Source organism: Marinihelvus fidelis (assembly GCF_008725655.1).
Taxonomy (GTDB): domain Bacteria; phylum Pseudomonadota; class Gammaproteobacteria; order Xanthomonadales; family SZUA-36; genus Marinihelvus; species Marinihelvus fidelis.
In genome coordinates, this window is record NZ_VYXP01000001.1 from 112,027 (window position 1) to 128,050 (window position 16,024).

The window sequence follows — 16,024 nt, forward strand, 5'->3', positions numbered from 1 at the left end:
TGATCATCCCCGCGTACTGGGTAAGCCGTTGCGTGGTCGTCAGAGCGACTTGTGGCGATACCGTGTTGATCGTTCGAGTAGGGCACCGGGGGCAGGTCTACAAAAGCTAGTCCTGGTACTCTTCCATGATCGGAGGAACGCGTTGACTAGCCCACGCCCCTTTTCGAACCCTTCACCCGTACGATCTTCGTCGATTGTCCGAACCAGCCGGCCACGACCGATTTCTTGCGGCGGCTGATCGGGATTTTCAGGTCGTTCGTCAGCAGGCAGGACCATTGCTGGCCGTCCTTGACGATCTTGACGATGGCGCGGCGCGCGACCCAGTGCGCGCGGTGCACGCGAATGCCGCGGTCGCCCATGGCGTCCTCCGCGCGTTGCAGCGAACCCAGTATCATGCAGCGCCCGAGGTCCGTGTAGACGTGCAGGTAATGCAGGTCGGATGAAATCGCCAGCACGTTGGTGCCCAGCGATTCCGGTATTTCGCCCAGGAACTGGTTGCGGACGTCGTCGGCGTAGCGTCCGGCCTCTTCCTTGTCGACATCCACCACGGGCTGGCGGCGGTGGCCATCGCCGCCGGGGCCCGGCGGGTGGTTGAGTGTCGGCCTGGCGGTGAAAAACGGCAGGTTGATGGCCAGCCATATCACCATGACCTGCGGGCCGGCTTGCAGAAACTCCGCGACGATGCCCTGCCAGGCGCCACTCCGCTCGAAATCATCCAGCCAGCCGCCACCTTCGGTCACCGCCCACGAATCGGGCTGCACCAACTCGAACAGGTAGCCCAGCGGGGCCATCAGGACGGCGCCGGCGACGCCCACCAGCAGCAACGCCAGCCACGGCGGCATGCGATGCACCAGTCTCGGCATCAACAACCAGCTGGCCGCGTACAGCGCACCGAGCGCGAGCACCACGTTGGTCACCCAGAACAGGGTCCGGTCGAGCAGACCGAGTCCGTGGCTCGCCTCGGGTTCGACCAGTATGAGGATGGCGACCAGCACGGCGCCGATAAAGACCATCGACCGGCCCATGGGCCAGAGGCCAAAAACGGTACCGTTGCTGATGACCGTATTCCGGTTCACCAGGCGTACTCCACGATCAGGCCCATCAGGGGCAGGGCCTCTTCCTCGTCGCTGATCAACTCGCCGGTGAGGATGTTCAGTTCGGGCGGCTCGCCGGTCGGGCCACCGTAAACATTCAGCACGTCGAGGAACAGCACCAGGTCGATGGGCCCGACCGGGCGCCGGTAGTCGACGCGCACGTCGAGCGAGTGGAAGGCGTCATCCCTGTCAACGTTTTTCGCGGTGAATTCCTGCGAATAACGCACCGGCGGGAACGGCGCCAGCACGTCGTCGTGGACGATGTAACGATCGATCGGTTGCCCGGAACCGTACTTCCAGCGGGCCCCCAGCTGCCAGCGCTCGTTGATTTCCCAGCGTCCGCCGAGGGATACGAAATGCTCCCGGTTGAAGTCCCAGTCGTACTCGCCACGACCGTCATTGTCATCAACGCGGAAGCGATTCCAGGCGTAGACGAGGTCGGCCGTCCAGCCGTCAGCAAACTCGCGGGTCAGCACGAAGTCGGCACCCAGGTTCGTGCCTTCACCATCATTGGTCACCCGCAGGTCGGTGCGGCTGTCTGCGACCAGCCGGTTGTCGATCTGCTGATAATACGCCTCAACCAGCACGCGCCAGTTGTCGCTGAACCGATAGCTGATGCCGGCGCTGACATGGCCGAGCTCCTCGTTTTCAAGGTCGAAATTATCGGGATCCGCCGCGCGTACCAGGGTGCTCGGTGATTCGTAGAAGATGCCGGCAGAGGCTGACAGGCTCAGGTACGGAGAAATCATGGTGTTAAAGTTGAGCCGCGGCGACACCAGGCTTTCGCCGGTGAAGCCGTCATAATCGTAGCGAAGTCCCGCGCGTAGGCTGGCATCTCCCCATTCGAAGACCTGCTCACCGTAAACGCCGTAATTGGTCTCGCTGGCGTCATAGACCGAGTTGATGTCGTCGGGCTGCAGCACGATGTAGTTCGCGCCGGGCGGCCGTGGGTCGTCCGAGTTGTACAGGTATTGAATCCAGTCTTCGCGCAGCTCGGTCGAGTAATTGATATCTTCGCTGGCCAGGTGAAGTCCCGCGGTAAAGAGGCCGAAGCGGTTGCCGACGGATACATCGCTGCGCCAGCCGAACTCCGTCTCCTCTTCGCGGACCGTAAGGAGCTTATCGCGTACCGGCACCCCTTCGGGCGGCGTGCCGGGTGGCACCAGGTCGGGATAGGCTTCGCCCTCGGACGATACCTTGTCAAAGCCACGAACGTAGACGCGGTTGGTCCACTGTCCGTCACTGCCAAACAGGCGACGCCAGGTGCCGCCGACCAGGGCGAGGTCCTGGTCCTCGTCCAGCAGCGAAACATCCTCGATACCTTCCGGCTCATCCACTGCGGCGATCACGTTCTCGACGTCGCGGGTGGATTCCTCGGGCGCGTAGATCAGGAGGAACTCGAATTCGTCATCGTCATCGAACTGGGTCCGCGTTTTGACGATGACGTCGGTCATGACGGGTGAGCCGATGTCATCCTCGCCGATGAGGTCGAACAACTGCCCGAAGTCGAAGCGACGTGCCTGTACGAACATCGTCGTGTCATCGTGAAAACCGCTCGGGCCCTGGTAAAGAAACTCGAGACCGGCGAGATCCAGCCGCACGCTGCCGACGGCCGATGGAGCGCCATCGACGACATCGAACTGCAGCAGGGATGCCTTGCGCCCACCGAATTCCGCGCTCCAGCCACCGGGTGAAAACTCGGCGCCGGAAACCGCATTGGGGGCGAAAATGGAGTAACGGCCGCCGTTGACGATCTCGGCCTCTTCGCCGAGCGTTTGCTCGAAATGCACCACCTGCTGGAACGGGAATCCATCAACGTAGATCAGGTTGTTCCTGGGGCCGTGGCCACGCACCGAGAAACTCGCGAACTCGCCGGTGGAGACCAGTCCGGGAAGGCCGCTGAGCGCGCGCATGACGTCGCTTCCGCTACCCGGCGCGTTGCGCAGCTCCTCGCGGTTCATGAAACTGCTGGATACGGTGCCGAAAGGATCCGCTTCGCGCGCGCGGCCGATGACGACGACTTCTTCAAGCGTGTCGGACAGCGGGGTTTCCAATACCGGCTGCAGCTCGAAACGAACCCGGCCCGTGCGCCGCTCCAGCACTCTTACCGCCGGCTCCACCGCGGTCACGTAGCCCGCCGATTCAGCGCGAAAGGTGAAAAACCCGTCCGGCAGGTCCTCGATGATGACAGCGCCATTCTCCGTCGCCCCGGAATAGAGCGTGCCGTCACGCGACTCGGCCGACACCATCACCCGGTCGATGGGCCGGCGCGTGATGGCATCGATGGCCTCGACGGACATCGAGCCGGTATCGGCAACAGCGGGCGTGGTGGCAAACAGCAGCAACAAAACGGCTTGCAACCGCCAAAGGATTTGCTGGCAAGAACGTAGCACGGCGAGACCTCATTGGTGAACGTGTATTCGAGGCCGACATTACCGAGCCGGGGTTCAAGGCGGTGTGAAGATTCAACAGGCGGTGTCAAAAATGCATGAATGGTCGCCAATGAACACGGATGGCCACAACGGTACGGTTTTTCCTGATGAGGTGTACTGGTGAGTTGAATCAAGGTTTCTCCGGCCGCTGGTTATTACCCAATGTCGTGCAATGTCGTGCATTGTCGCTTGGTGGTCTCTCCCGCCAGCACCAACAATGTTGATGGATCGATGGATGCCATCGGTTCGGCAAATTTATGGTGACTAAGGGAGGAACGACACATGCATCATCATTACTCGAAGGGGATTCAACTGGTCGCCATGGCGTGCCTGTTGGCGAGCGCGCCGGTGCTGGCGGCGAAGCCGCCGGGGAAGGGCGGTTCGGCGGGTGATATTGAGGAACTCCTGGCGCGTGTGGAAGCGCTGGAGACTGAGAACTCGTTGCAGGGCGCCGACATCGACAACCTGAAATCAGCCACGGCCGGCCAGGACGCGCAGATTGCCGCGCTGGGTGCGCGAATGGACAACGCGGAGAGCGGTGTGGGCAGCCTGGTGGCCTCGGTGGCCGCCAACCAGGGCCTGATCGACGATCTGCTGGTGGACGCCGGCCTGTTGCAGGCCGAGATCGCGGCGCTGAGGGCGACCAATGAGCAACAACAGCAGGTGATCACCTCGCTGCGCAACGTGCTGCGTTCGAATCGCAAGCTGGCCAGGGCGCAGGCGGCGCGCAGCAACTTTGGTAACAACGCGGACTTTGCGCTGGAGCTGGGGACGATTCTTGATCGCACGGAGCAGGAAACCGGAACGCCGGTGGAGATCTCGGCCCTGTCGCACCGCGCCTGGGTCCAGCGCGCTCGCGACATCGGCGAGTCGACGCGCTGCCTGGTGGCCAACCTGGACAAGGCGCCGCATGACGATTGCGTGTTGAGCGACGGCACCGAGATCGAGCTCGAGGACCTGGACAGCGTGGTGTTGTCGCAGGAACAGACCGCGGTGGCGGACAACGTGCAGATCGTGATGACGGAGATGGTGATCGAGCCCTTCATCAGCGAGATGGAGGCCCAGGTCAACGCGCTGCCCGGGCCGAGCGTCTGCGATGTCTGGAAACGGACGCGCGGGATACTGGCCGAATACAGCTGCCTGCACTACCTGGGCAAATGGGAGGCACGGCAAGCGGTACTCGCCTACCAGGCGATGACAAAAGTGATCGATGCCTCGTCGACCGATTTGCTGGACGAAGGCGATTTCGTGCAGGGTCAGTTGGGCTGCGAAAGCGACGCCGTCACCTACGTCCCCGGCGGGGGAGCCGTGATCTGCGAGCAGGAAGACCCTTCCGACCTGGTGGGCACCTGGGAGAGCATCGAAATCAAGGGTGAGCAGGCGGTCCGCAACGTGCGCAACTGTTCGAAGTACGACAACCTGTACGACTTCAACGCTTGCCTGCCCTGGGACGAGTAAAGAGAGATCCCCGCATTTACCGGAGAAGTGACACTGGCCGCGATTTTCGCGGCCAGTTTCCGCTTACGGGTTTCCGGGTAAAGGCATGCCTGCAATCGGGTGGAATGCCTACACGGAATCAATCAGGTTTCCGAGCGTGGGGTGAGCTGGACGATTGAATTCGAGCGCTCCGCGGCACTGTCACAGACGTTTGTACCGATCGAAGTTCCCGGTCGAAACATCGCGTTCAGCTGCAGGTTGCTCATGGGATGTCGGTGTTCCGCCGGCAATTTCGCCCTTCTTTTTAGAAAGCTGAATTCCAGACTACGTGGCCCGTGACCAGCATGGGTTGACCTGGTTTCAGCTTGCCGCCAAAACTGAAGAGGGGATTCCCGATGCGGCAAAGCCGGTTTGCGTCTTCAGACGTCAACTAATGCAGGAGGGTCAGATCATGAAAACCAAGCAACCGTTTTCCTGGGCCAGGGTGCTGGTGCTCGCCATGGGCATTTGCGCTTTTCCCGCCCATTCGTTTGAGTTGATCGAACTGAACACGGATCTTGTCGTTCTGGATCAACAGACGCCGTTTTATTCCTGGGAGTTCCAGGACCAGTTTGGGTCCAACAACGGATTCACCTTGTTCAGCGAGGATTCTGTTGAGCAGGACATCACTTTTGGCTACGGCCCGGCGATTGGACTGCTGCCGAATGAAACTCTTCCAAAGGGGTTCATATTGCTTGATGGCACCCTGTTCCTGGAGGCGACGCCGACTGACCCAAGCGGTGGCCGGGCTGACGTGCTGCGGACTTACCGGCTTAATGTGGACCCGCGCCTGGTCAACGGCGATGTCCGCTATCTGCGCAACCTGTATATCCGGCAGGGTGACCAGGATGTCCGCTATGCGCGGGAAAGGGCACTGGCGACGACGCTGGCGGACGCCCGTGTCATGCGATTGTCCGAGTCCCCCAATGGCGCACGCTGGGTGCGCGCCGTGCGGGCCATTGGCAACGAAGGCCGTGCCGACATCCGCTACATGCCGCGCACGCCGCCGGATGGTGTGCTCGGGCACTATGGCTATGACACCAGGGACGACGGCGCCAGCTATTACGTGTGGGCGGTGATGGATCGCAACAGCCGTTACAGCGTCGGCGTGAACGCGGACAACGACGATGACGGCATCTACAACCTTGACGACAACTGCCGGGACACGCCCAATCCTGACCAACAGGATAACGACGGCGACGGTGCCGGCAACGCCTGCGATGACGATGACGATGGCGATGGCGTCAACGACACGGATGACAACTGCCCGCTGGCCTCGAACCCGGACCAGGCAGATGCCGATGGTGACGGCATGGGCGACCTCTGCGATATCGATCATGACAACGATGGGGTGCCGGATGGTGATGATGAGTGCCCGTTTACCGAGGAAGGCGACCTGGCCAATACCGAGGGTTGCTCCATCGCCGATCTTTGCCCCTGCGAGAACGAGAGCGGCTGGAAGAACCATGGTGCCTACGTCCGTTGTGTCGCCAAGTCGTCCGAGAGCTTCCTCGAAGCCGGCCTGATCGATTCGGCGCTGAAAGACCTGATTGTTTCCGAGGCAGCGCAGTCTGAATGCGGGCGGAAGGACTGACCCCAAGCCGGAAACGGCGATCCAAAGCGCGCCCGGGCCTCGCCCGGGCGTTGCTGGTGTGCGTTCTGCTGGCTGCCGGCCAGGCGCTTTACGGCGCGGATGAACGCTACCGGCTGTTGGCGGACACCGAGGGCCAATTGGGTTCGGTGGTGCTGGCGGTGAACAGTGCGCGGCGCGCGGCCCTTCGAAATGCCGGACTGGTGTCCAACATCGTCAACGGGCTGCCTGAAATACTCCAGGTGAACATACTGGCCAATGACCTGGCCGCGTTCACGGTGGCGAATAACCCCTGGCCCGGCCGGATTCACTTCATCGAGGTGCCTGCGTCGAATCCCATCACCATCTGGACCCAGGACCCGTTCCTGGTTCTGCGCGATGAGGCCGGCAAAACCCTGTTGTTGAAGTCCCGAGAATTCGAACGTGCCGGTGACAGCCTGCTGGCCGATGTGCTGGGCGAGTTCGCCGGCTATCCACTACGCCGCTCCGCGTTGTTTTTCGAGGGCGGCAACGTGGTGTCCGACAGTGACTATGTTTTTATCGGCGCAAATACCATCCGCTACAACGCCGTGAAACTGGGTCAGCCCGAAGAGGAAGTTGTCGTCGCTTTCCAGGAAGAGCTGGGGCGACCCGTGTTGGTGGTCGGGCCGTTCCCGCAGCCTGTCGCGCATATCGACATGATGCTGACGCCGCTGGGCGATGGACGGCTTGCGCTGGCCGACCCCGGTGCCGGCGCTGACATGGCCGAGCGGGCGCTGGCAAATCAACCGGAGTCTGTGGCCGCGTTCGAGGATTTTTGCGAGCAGACGTTTTTTGGCCACCCCGCTATCGGCCAGATCAGCGCTTCGCAGGGCCAGTTGATCCGCCCGCCTTCGCTGTCCGGTCACACCCGGGAAATGGCTGTCAGGAGCCGCGAAATTGCTCCCGTACTTGACGGGATTGCCGCGGCCATGGCCGGGTTTGGCTATGAGGTCGTGCGTATTCCCTGGCTGTATGGCGGTCCGGAGATTTCCCTGGCGGATGAGGAGACGGGGTCCGCGCCCAGCGCCGCCTATCCCATGTTGACGTACAACAACGTGCTGATCGAGCGCACGACGCAGACTGAGCGCGTTTATCTGCCTCGCTATGGCTGGTCCGCGATGGACCAAGCGGCTGAAAAAGCCTGGCGCGACCTGGGGTTCGAGACGACCGCGATAGAGGGCCTTACGACCAGTGCCATGTATGGCGGGGCACTGCGTTGCTCGGTCAAGGTTCTGAAACGCAACTGAGGCGACGCCCGGTTGAAGACGCAGCAGGCCGGGAAGATACCGGTGTGGCGCCCATGACCCGACCGGCGTCAGGGTGTACGTTGCAACACGTATGACTCGCCAGGCATCTCGATAACGTCCCCGTGCACCATCTTGCGGCGCTTGCGTGTCTCGACGATGCCGTTGACCTGTACTTCACCGGCTTCGATGAGATGCTTTGCCTCACCGCCGCTCGATGCCAGGCCCTCGAACTTAAGCACTTTGAAGAGTTCGACGGGCTCGCGGTTGATTTCGATGATTTTCATTGCTCGAGAGTGTAATGCCAGCCCGGGGAAAGGTATAACTGGCAAAAATTGGCCAACGGCCAGGCGTTGCCCGTTCAGCACGGCGTCGTGGTTTTTTGGGGATAGGTTTATGACTTGGGTGGGTCAGTCCTGGTACTCCGTGTACTTCGCCGCACTGCCCCTGACTTTCTCCGCAGGGTACTTGGCGCGGTTCTCTTCCATCTTCTCGGTCACGGCCTGCTCAATATCGATGCCCAGCATGTCGGCCAGGCGCAGCAGGTAAATCTGCACGTCGGCGATCTCGGTGGCGACGGCCTTGCGGGTGTCTTCGCCCAGCTCGGTCGACTGCTCCTGGGTCAGCCATTGGAAGTGTTCCATCAGTTCCGAGGCCTCGACGTTCAGGGCCATGGCCAGGTTCTTGGGTGAGTGGAACTGGTTCCAGTCGCGTTCAGCGGCGAAGGATTCGAGTTTGGCTTGTAGACGTGTGATATTCATTTGTGGACTATGCTGCCTGGATTAATGGCAACTGGATGCCCTTTCAAGGGTCACCAGGCGACCCATCAGTCGGGTTCAGGGTGCAAGGCACAGCCGGTCCCCGGCACGGGCGACATCGAATCCCCGCGCACTGACCAACGCTGATTCCGGTGATGCCGGAAAGCGGATGGGGTTAGTGTGGTTGTAGTGAATAAAGCGCACCTTCTGGCGGAGTTCCGGCGACAGGCCTGAGAGCCGCTCCATGGTGTCCTTCACCCTTGGATGCGGGATTTCCGACATGTCGCGCCCGGTCAATTCACCATCCTGGAAAAACGTGGCGTCAACGAACAGGTGGTCGAGTTCAACGACGCGGGTGGCGAGGTCAATTCCTGATGCTTGCGCCCACTCGTCCCAGCTGTCGAGATCTGGCAGGAACAGCGTTTTTGATGCATTCGTGACGATGACGAATCCCACGGTTTCCGAGAATTCATCACGGTGGGGAACGGTCAGGGGGGTCACATGAATGCCCTTGCTGGCCTGCACCGGTGTTTCCGCGGCGAGGGGTTGGATGACGATGTTCTCCAGTTTGACCAGCTGGCTCCAGGGCCCGTTACCCTGCAGGAACGCGGCGAATCTGGGCATGACAAACACGGGAATGCCATCGGCGCCGGCGCCTTCACGGCCGAAGTACATCAGCCCGGCGTAGTGGCCGATATGGGCGTGGGTCAGAAACACGCCATCGAGGCCCAGCCCTGGGCCATCCGCGGGCGCCAAGGTGTCGAGCAACTGCAGCTGGCGAGTCACGTGGGGTGTCGCCTCAAACAGGAACCGCTCGCCGGCGACATGATCCACGACCGCGATGGACGTGGCGGTCTGGCCCAGTGCGGGGTCGGCCCAGGCGGGGTCATCCGGATAGCCGATGTGCGGCGCACCGGCATCCTGCCCGGCACCGAGGACAAACAACTCGACTTCACATTCCTCGGCCGGCGCCAGGGCGGGGGCGATCAATATCACAAGGGCCAGTAACCCCCTGGTGAACTGCATGAGTTTTTGCGCGTTCATGCCTGGTGTGATCTCCCTTTCCAGACAGCATACGGGATTTTCACATGCAGGTTTCCACCCGTGAATATGGCAACATCAACAAGAACGAGTGCTCAATAAGGAAAACCAATGTTCAAAATAACAAGAAGAGGCGCGATTGGTCTTGGCATCGGTGCTGCGGTCGCAGGGCTGGCTCCCCATGCCTTTGCCGGCCCCAAGCGTGATCCCCTGCTGGCCAGTTATGCGGTCAACGTGGCTTCATGGTGGGGCGATACACCGTTGCTGGACCGGTTTGAGTTGGCCTCTGCTGCCGGGTTCGAGGCGGTGGAAATGTGGGGGGTCCACGATGACGCCTATTCTCCTAAAGATATCCGTCAGCGGCTGGATGAGTACGGCCTGAACCTGGTGCAGATTCTCGCCTGGTACGGCCCCGGCCTGACCGACCCGGCGCAGGAGAAGCCGTTCCTGGAAGCCATGAAACAGGCCATCGAAGATGCCGAGTACCTGGGCGCGGACATGTTTACCGTGGTCGGGCACCAGGATGACCCGTCGCTGGCCATGGAAGAAAAAATGGCCCGGCTTCAGGGTGCCTACGAAGCCGCCCTGCCGATGGTGGAAGACGCCAATAAAACCATGCTGTTGGAGCCCTTCAACGAGTTCAATCACCCCGGGCATTTCATCTACGGCTCACCCGAGGCCCTGCAAATCTGCCGCGCGGTGGACTCGCCCCATTTGAAGCTCAATTGGGACCTGTTCCATATGCAGCGGCACGAGGGTGAGCTGGTGCAGCGCTTCCGCGATGGCATCGACCAGGTCGGGTATGTGCAGATGGCGGATACGCCGGACCGCCACCAGGCGGGCACCGGCGAGCTCAACTACGACTACATCTTCCAGGAATGCCGCAATGCAGGTTATGAAGGCTACTTCGGCCTGGAATGCTGGCCCAAGGACGGCGACGCGGAACAGGCGGTTGCTGACTTCAGGGCCGTGGCACCCGCCTGACGCCTGGCAACTTGCGACTCATGATGACGTCGTCTTCCCCGTCGGTCGGTAGCGAGTCTTCAGGTACCAGGTCACCAGCCCGGGGGCGATGATGGCCTGCAACGTGAAATAGAACAGCGTGTCCCAGTCATTGGTCTGGGCGGGCTCGCCCTGGGGCAGCAGCAGTTGTGAGCCGATGGCCATGGGGGCGGACGAAAACACGATGGCCGTGACGACGTTCCAGCCAAGGTGCAGGCCGATGGGTGCGAACAGCGATTTCGTTTTGGCGAAGGCGTAGGCGAACATCCAGCCGCCCGCGCCGGTGACCAGGAAGATATAGATCAGCACGATCAGCCGGCCCCCGATCAGCCCGTAGCTGAACCAGTGGTAGACGCCAAACACCACGGCGCTTAGCAGACATCCCCAGACCGGCCCGATGTAGCGGATCAGCAGGTAGAGCAGGGCGCCGCGATACACCAGTTCCTCGAACACCACGGCCCTCAGGACCCAGCCGGTGGCCCCCAGGAACTGCATGACGCCATAGTCGGGGTTCAGCGAATAGCTGGTCTGCTTGAAGTACGCCTGCGCCAGGAAGTTGATGACCGCGACCAGGGCCATGAACAGAAACCCGACCAGGAATTCCTTCAACCGGCGCTGATTGGGCACGATGCCCAGCACCGTGATGGGTGCGCGGGCAACGAACCGGAGCAGCAGCCACGAGGCCGCCAGGGCGACGAGTATTCCGATCATTGTTGCTTCCCCCTGAAACGCTACTGGCTATCTTACGATGCGCGGCCTTAGTGTCCGACTTCGTTGGCGCGCTCGGTGGCCCTGGCGACGTCGGCGATGGGCAGGATCAGCCCGAACATGGCGTCCTGCAGGTTAGCCATTCCGGCGCCCAGCATGCCCATGCCGCCGCCGGATTGCCCCATCTCTTCCGGCAGCTGGGTCACCATCAGCCCGATGATGCGGCCGTCGGCGGTAAAGGCCGGCAGGCCCTTGCCGTTCATTGACTGCAGTTGCGGGATGTACAGTTTTCTTGGCTTGCTGCTGATGCCACCAATGTGGGTCTGGGTGGCCACCGGTGTTCGGCCAAAGCTGCTGCCGGCGCGCCGGATGGTGATGATGCTTTCGCCGATGCTGGCATCTGCACTGTTGGAGAAATCCAGGTGGGCGAAGGAATGGTCGCCGGGGTCGGTCACGCGAATCCAGGCCAGGTCCAGCTCGGTGTCTCGCGCGACGATTTCGGCGTCGTATGCATCCGGGCTGTTACCGATAAGGACCTTGAAGTCCTTGGTCGTGGCTGACATGTCGCTGCCGGCAGGGCCGGAAATGCGCTTGATCAGGTCGATGGAGCCTGACAGGTCGTTGTTCGAGCAGATCACCAGCCCATCGGCCGAAACCATGGAGCAGGTCAATTCGTTCTCCTGTTCCTGTTCCATGCCACCCATACCCTGGCCCATGTTGAGGGACAGCACATACTTGACCGTCACCAGGGCTTCCTGGTGCGCGTTGACAACCTGGGCTACGTCCGGCTGTTGTTGCGCGTTGCCGTTGCCGGCCGCCAGCAGGGCAAGCAGTAGCCCGCCCAGGGTCATGATCCTGAATTTCCTTCTATGCATTGTCAGTCCTTTGTCGTGTTGGCGATCTGGGGCGTCCAGTCAGGTTGGACGTACTGAAAGCGGGTTTCCGCGCCCCGCAAGACCAGGAACGTCACTCGCTCGGGGCGCTGACGATCAAGCGCATCCATGGTCTCCCGGAATTGCGCCACGGAGTGCATGGGTTCATCGTTGATGCTCAGGACCAGGTCGGTGGGGCGCAGGTGCCCCAGCTGCGCCCAGCCGGCGCGCTCGACCTTGGTGATCAGCAGACCCTCCATGTCAACGGGCCAGCGGTTTTCGTCGCGGTCCAGGAACGTGAGTTCCCGCACGCCCAGCCCGAAATCATCGTTGTATTCATTGCTGGCTTCACCGGGCGTCAGCCGGGTGCGCTCAAGCTCGACCGGTACATCCAGTTTCTCGTCGCCGCGCTGGACCGTCAGCCTGGCCGTGGCACCGATATCAAGCCTGCGCACCTGGCGGTGGAACATGCCGAAGTCCTGCATGTTGATGGGCTTGAGCGGCTGGTCGTCCAGGGCGAGGATCACGTCACCGGCGGCCAGGCCGGAATCCGCCGCCAGCGTATCCGGGTAAACACGGGTCACCCTGAAACCGGTCGCCTCTGGCGTGCCCAGGTGCCTGGCCAGGTTGGGCAGTACGGGTTGCACGGCGATGCCAATCCAGGCCTTCGCCAGCTCGCGTGGCCTGTCATCGGACGTGCTTTCCTTGGGTTTGATGAGCGTCAGCTGGTTGGTACCCCGCCGGGTGTACTCAATCAGCACTTCTGATTCGGCCGTTTCGTCACTGTCCAGCGCTTCGTAAATCTCAAGAAGTTTGGCAATGGAATTCACCGCCTCGCCATTGACTGCCAGGATGACGTCCTCGTAATTCAGCGGCGGTTCGGCGGTTTGCGCCGGGCTGCCGGACCTGACCCCCTGCACCAGCACGCCCCGGGTATCGGGGAGCCTGCGATTGCGGGCCATGGACGCGGTAATCTCGATGGCCACGACACCCCACTTGCGAAACGATGCTTCCTTGCCGCGATCCGCTTCGAGCTGGGTTGTCACCAGCGTGGCGTTGTGGGTTTCGCCGTCCCGCTGCCATTCCAGTTTCACTTCGCTCCCCACCGGGTAGCCGGCCAGTTGCATCAGCAGCAGCGGTTCTTCCTCCGGAAACCACACGGTGACGGGCTCGTCGTTGATGCCCAGGATAATGTCGCCCGCTTCAATGCCGGCTTCGGCGGCAGGGCTATCCTCGACCACCGAGTTGACCAGGACCCCTTTGCTGAAACCCGAATTCTTGATCGGCTTGAGCTTCCACCCATACCAGCTTCGTAACACCTGGCCGTGCTCAACCAGGTCAGCGGCGACGTCCCGGGCCAGGTTGCTGGGAATGGCGAAACCCATGTCGCCTCCACGTCTCCTGCCCATGGCATTCACGCCGATCACCTCGCCTTCCAGGTTGACCAGGGGGCCACCGCTGTTGCCAGGGCTGATTGACGAGTCATGTTGTATCCAGCGGGTGAAGATGCCGGTGCGCTGGTCGCGGTTGAAGTGCATCTCCTCGGCGTCATCATCGACGCTGGCCAGCAGCCTGTCGGTATTGGAGATGATCCCCAGGCTGACCGAACGGGACAGGGCCCAGGGGCTGCCCATCGACATCACCGTGTCGCCGATGACCATGTTGTCGGAATCGCCCAGCTTTGCATGGCTCAGGCTGATGCCAAGTTCTTCCAGTTCCTGCATGTCCAGCTTCAGGACAGCCAGGTCCGTTAGCGGGTCTTCGCCCACCAGTTCAGCGGAGATTTCGACCTTGTTGTTCAGCGTGCAGGTGAATTTCTGCCCATTCCGGACCACGTGAAAATTGGTCAGGACATAGCCCTCGGGCGAAATGACCGTGCCGCTGCCTACCGAAAGGCCCTTGTGCTCATCACCGTTGAAGTAGTTGGCCGTGATCACCCGGATATTGACCAGCGAGGGAAAAACCCGGTCCCGTGCCGAGGTGATCAGCGCCTGCAGGTTATGACGGAGCTGGTCCGCGGGATCCTGGTGCTGATTCTGGTCCTGGGCTTCGGGCGCTGTATCGGCCCCGATCGGCAGGCTGATGAATGAGGAAACAAGCGCTACACAGACGAATCTGCAGGTGGCAGACATGCGCTTTGAGAGTTGGCCTGGTTGTTGTTCAGCCACGGTCTTTTTCTTGGAATGCATGCAGCCCCTTGATGACAGTAAAAAATAAACTTTACGCCTTTTTGTTGAAACCGGTGTGGCGCTTTAGTTCCTGACCTCCAGATAATGCCAGAAAGGGCTTGTGCGCCTCCAACATTGGGTTAACCGTGTTTTCGCTATGATTGCGTTGTCATTCGAAAATAAACCAAAACCCGGAGTCCCAAACCATGCAAAGACGACAGTTTCTCACCGCCATCAGTATGCTGGCCGCGGGCCAGGCCCTTTCGATGTCGTCATGGGGTTTTGCCCAGGGTGATCGCAAGCTGCGCGTGACGCTGGTAGGCACCGGTATCCGCGGCACCAGCTTCTGGGGCAAGCGGCTGGTCGAGCAGTATGGCGACATCCTCGAGTTCACCGGGCTGTGCGACAACAACCCCGGGCGGCTGGCTTACGCGAAGGAGTACATGGGCGTCGACTGCCCCGTGTACGAGGACTTCGAGGCGATGGTGGAGCAGGCGCAGCCCGACCTGGTCATCGTCTGCACCAAGGACTCCACCCATCACGAGTTCATCGTCAAGGGCCTGGACATGGGCTGCGACGTGCTCACCGAGAAACCCATGACCACCGACGAGGACATGTGCCAGCAGATCCTGGACGCGGAGCGGCGGTCGGGGCGCAACCTGATCGTCGGCTTCAACTACCGCTGGAGCCCGTACGCCACGAAGATCAAGGAACTGATCAGCGAGGGCGCCATCGGCGATGTCGTGTCGGTGGATTTCAACTGGTACCTGAACACCTATCACGGCGCGTCGTATTTCCGCCGCTGGCACGGGCTGCGTGATTCCGGCGGTACGCTGCTGGTGCACAAGTCCACGCATCATTTCGACCTGCTGAACTGGTGGCTGGACAGCGATCCGCAACAGGTGTTCGGCTACGGCGCGCTGGAGCACTACGGCGCCAACGGGCCATTCCGCGGCGACAACTGCCGCAACTGCGAGCACACCGCCGAGTGCAAGTACTACTGGGACATCACCGACAACGAACGGCTGGTGAAGCTCTATGCCGACAACGAGCAATACGACGGCTACATCCGTGACAACTGCCTGTTCCGCGAGGAGATCGATATCTTTGACAAGATGTCGGTGCAGGTGAAGTACGCCAGCAACGCCGTGGTCAATTACTCGCTGACCACCTATTCACCGTTCGAGGGCTGGCGGATTGCGTTCAACGGCTCGAAGGGCCGCATCGAGGCCTGGCACGACATCCCTTACCGAAGCGAGCAGGACGTCAGCCAGGCCGACCTGCACGCCGCCGAGATGCGCCAGGACGGCGAAGCGGAACTGGAATACGCACCGCTGATCGTGCACCGGTTGTGGGAGGAGCATGAAACCGTGGTGGTGCCCATGGAGCGCAGCGGCCACGGCGGTGGCGACAAGCGCCTGCATGACAAGATCTTCGCCAACCCCGAGGCGCCCGATCCGTACCGCCGCGCCGCGGGGTCACGCGATGGCGCCATGTCGGTGCTGATTGGCGTGGCGGCGCGGAAAAGCATTGATTCCGGGCAGCCCATCGATATCGCGTCGCTGACAGACCTGTCGCCGCAGGCGCGCCGGCCAGCCTGATCGGCCGCGCCGGGTT

At 61.5% G+C, this 16,024-nt stretch carries 13 protein-coding genes; 5 read left to right on the plus strand and 8 right to left on the minus strand.

The genetic code is table 11. The annotated features are described in order from the left end of the window. Positions 1 to 146: 146 nt before the first annotated feature. Together F3N42_RS00475 and F3N42_RS00480 are read right to left on the minus strand one after the other, a co-directional pair. Complete coding sequence (locus tag F3N42_RS00475) at positions 147 to 1,076, minus strand: LytTR family DNA-binding domain-containing protein (RefSeq protein ID WP_150862410.1); 930 nt, start codon at positions 1,074 to 1,076, stop codon at positions 147 to 149. After that, a complete protein-coding gene (locus tag F3N42_RS00480) occupies positions 1,073 to 3,439 on the minus strand; it encodes a TonB-dependent receptor (RefSeq protein WP_191621135.1) in 2,367 nt (788 codons plus the stop codon). Before F3N42_RS00480 ends, F3N42_RS00475 begins: the two co-directional genes overlap by 4 nt. 369 nt (positions 3,440 to 3,808) lie before the next feature. Between F3N42_RS00480 and F3N42_RS00485 the strand changes: the two genes are divergently transcribed. From F3N42_RS00485 to F3N42_RS00495, 3 genes are all read left to right on the plus strand, one after another. After that, positions 3,809 to 4,984, plus strand: a complete 1,176-nt coding sequence (locus F3N42_RS00485) for a hypothetical protein (protein ID WP_150862412.1) — start codon at positions 3,809 to 3,811, stop codon at positions 4,982 to 4,984. Positions 4,985 to 5,414: 430 nt separating this feature from the next. Beyond that, complete coding sequence (locus F3N42_RS00490; protein ID WP_224784601.1) at positions 5,415 to 6,596, plus strand: thrombospondin type 3 repeat-containing protein; 1,182 nt, start codon at positions 5,415 to 5,417, stop codon at positions 6,594 to 6,596. Positions 6,597 to 6,652: 56 nt separating this feature from the next. Further along, on the plus strand, positions 6,653 to 7,861 hold the full coding sequence (locus F3N42_RS00495; RefSeq protein WP_150862414.1) for a hypothetical protein: 1,209 nt from the start codon (positions 6,653 to 6,655) through the stop codon (positions 7,859 to 7,861). A 68-nt stretch (positions 7,862 to 7,929) separates the two neighbouring features. Here F3N42_RS00495 and F3N42_RS00500 read toward each other — a convergent pair whose 3' ends face one another. The 3 genes from F3N42_RS00500 to F3N42_RS00510 all read right to left on the minus strand — a co-directional run bounded on the left by F3N42_RS00500 (position 7,930) and on the right by F3N42_RS00510 (position 9,660). Beyond that, complete coding sequence (locus F3N42_RS00500) at positions 7,930 to 8,145, minus strand: RNA-binding S4 domain-containing protein (protein ID WP_150862415.1); 216 nt, start codon at positions 8,143 to 8,145, stop codon at positions 7,930 to 7,932. 123 nt (positions 8,146 to 8,268) lie between these two features. Continuing rightward, entirely contained in the window at positions 8,269 to 8,619 is a 351-nt protein-coding gene (locus F3N42_RS00505; protein ID WP_150862416.1) for a nucleotide pyrophosphohydrolase, read from the minus strand. A gap of 75 nt (positions 8,620 to 8,694) precedes the next feature. Next, complete coding sequence (locus F3N42_RS00510) at positions 8,695 to 9,660, minus strand: MBL fold metallo-hydrolase (RefSeq protein ID WP_224784602.1); 966 nt, start codon at positions 9,658 to 9,660, stop codon at positions 8,695 to 8,697. A 108-nt stretch (positions 9,661 to 9,768) separates the two neighbouring features. Here F3N42_RS00510 and F3N42_RS00515 point away from each other — a divergent pair, with 108 nt between their 5' ends. Continuing rightward, positions 9,769 to 10,641, plus strand: coding sequence for a TIM barrel protein (locus tag F3N42_RS00515; protein ID WP_150862417.1), 873 nt, complete (start codon positions 9,769 to 9,771; stop codon positions 10,639 to 10,641). A gap of 18 nt (positions 10,642 to 10,659) precedes the next feature. On the opposite strand, the gene F3N42_RS00520 is transcribed toward F3N42_RS00515, so the two are convergent. From F3N42_RS00520 to F3N42_RS00530, 3 genes are read right to left on the minus strand one after another with little or no spacing between them, the layout of a single operon-like run. Further along, entirely contained in the window at positions 10,660 to 11,370 is a 711-nt protein-coding gene (locus F3N42_RS00520) for a CPBP family intramembrane glutamic endopeptidase (protein WP_150862418.1), read from the minus strand. A gap of 47 nt (positions 11,371 to 11,417) precedes the next feature. Continuing rightward, entirely contained in the window at positions 11,418 to 12,242 is an 825-nt protein-coding gene (locus tag F3N42_RS00525; protein ID WP_150862419.1) for a trypsin-like peptidase domain-containing protein, read from the minus strand. A 2-nt stretch (positions 12,243 to 12,244) separates the two neighbouring features. Beyond that, positions 12,245 to 14,371, minus strand: a complete 2,127-nt coding sequence (locus F3N42_RS00530) for a PDZ domain-containing protein (protein ID WP_191621136.1) — start codon at positions 14,369 to 14,371, stop codon at positions 12,245 to 12,247. A 242-nt stretch (positions 14,372 to 14,613) separates the two neighbouring features. Here F3N42_RS00530 and F3N42_RS00535 point away from each other — a divergent pair, with 242 nt between their 5' ends. Then, the gene (locus F3N42_RS00535; protein WP_224784603.1) at positions 14,614 to 16,008 is read left to right on the plus strand and encodes a Gfo/Idh/MocA family protein; all 1,395 of its coding nucleotides are present in this window, start codon (positions 14,614 to 14,616) and stop codon (positions 16,006 to 16,008) included. Positions 16,009 to 16,024: the final 16 nt, after the last annotated feature.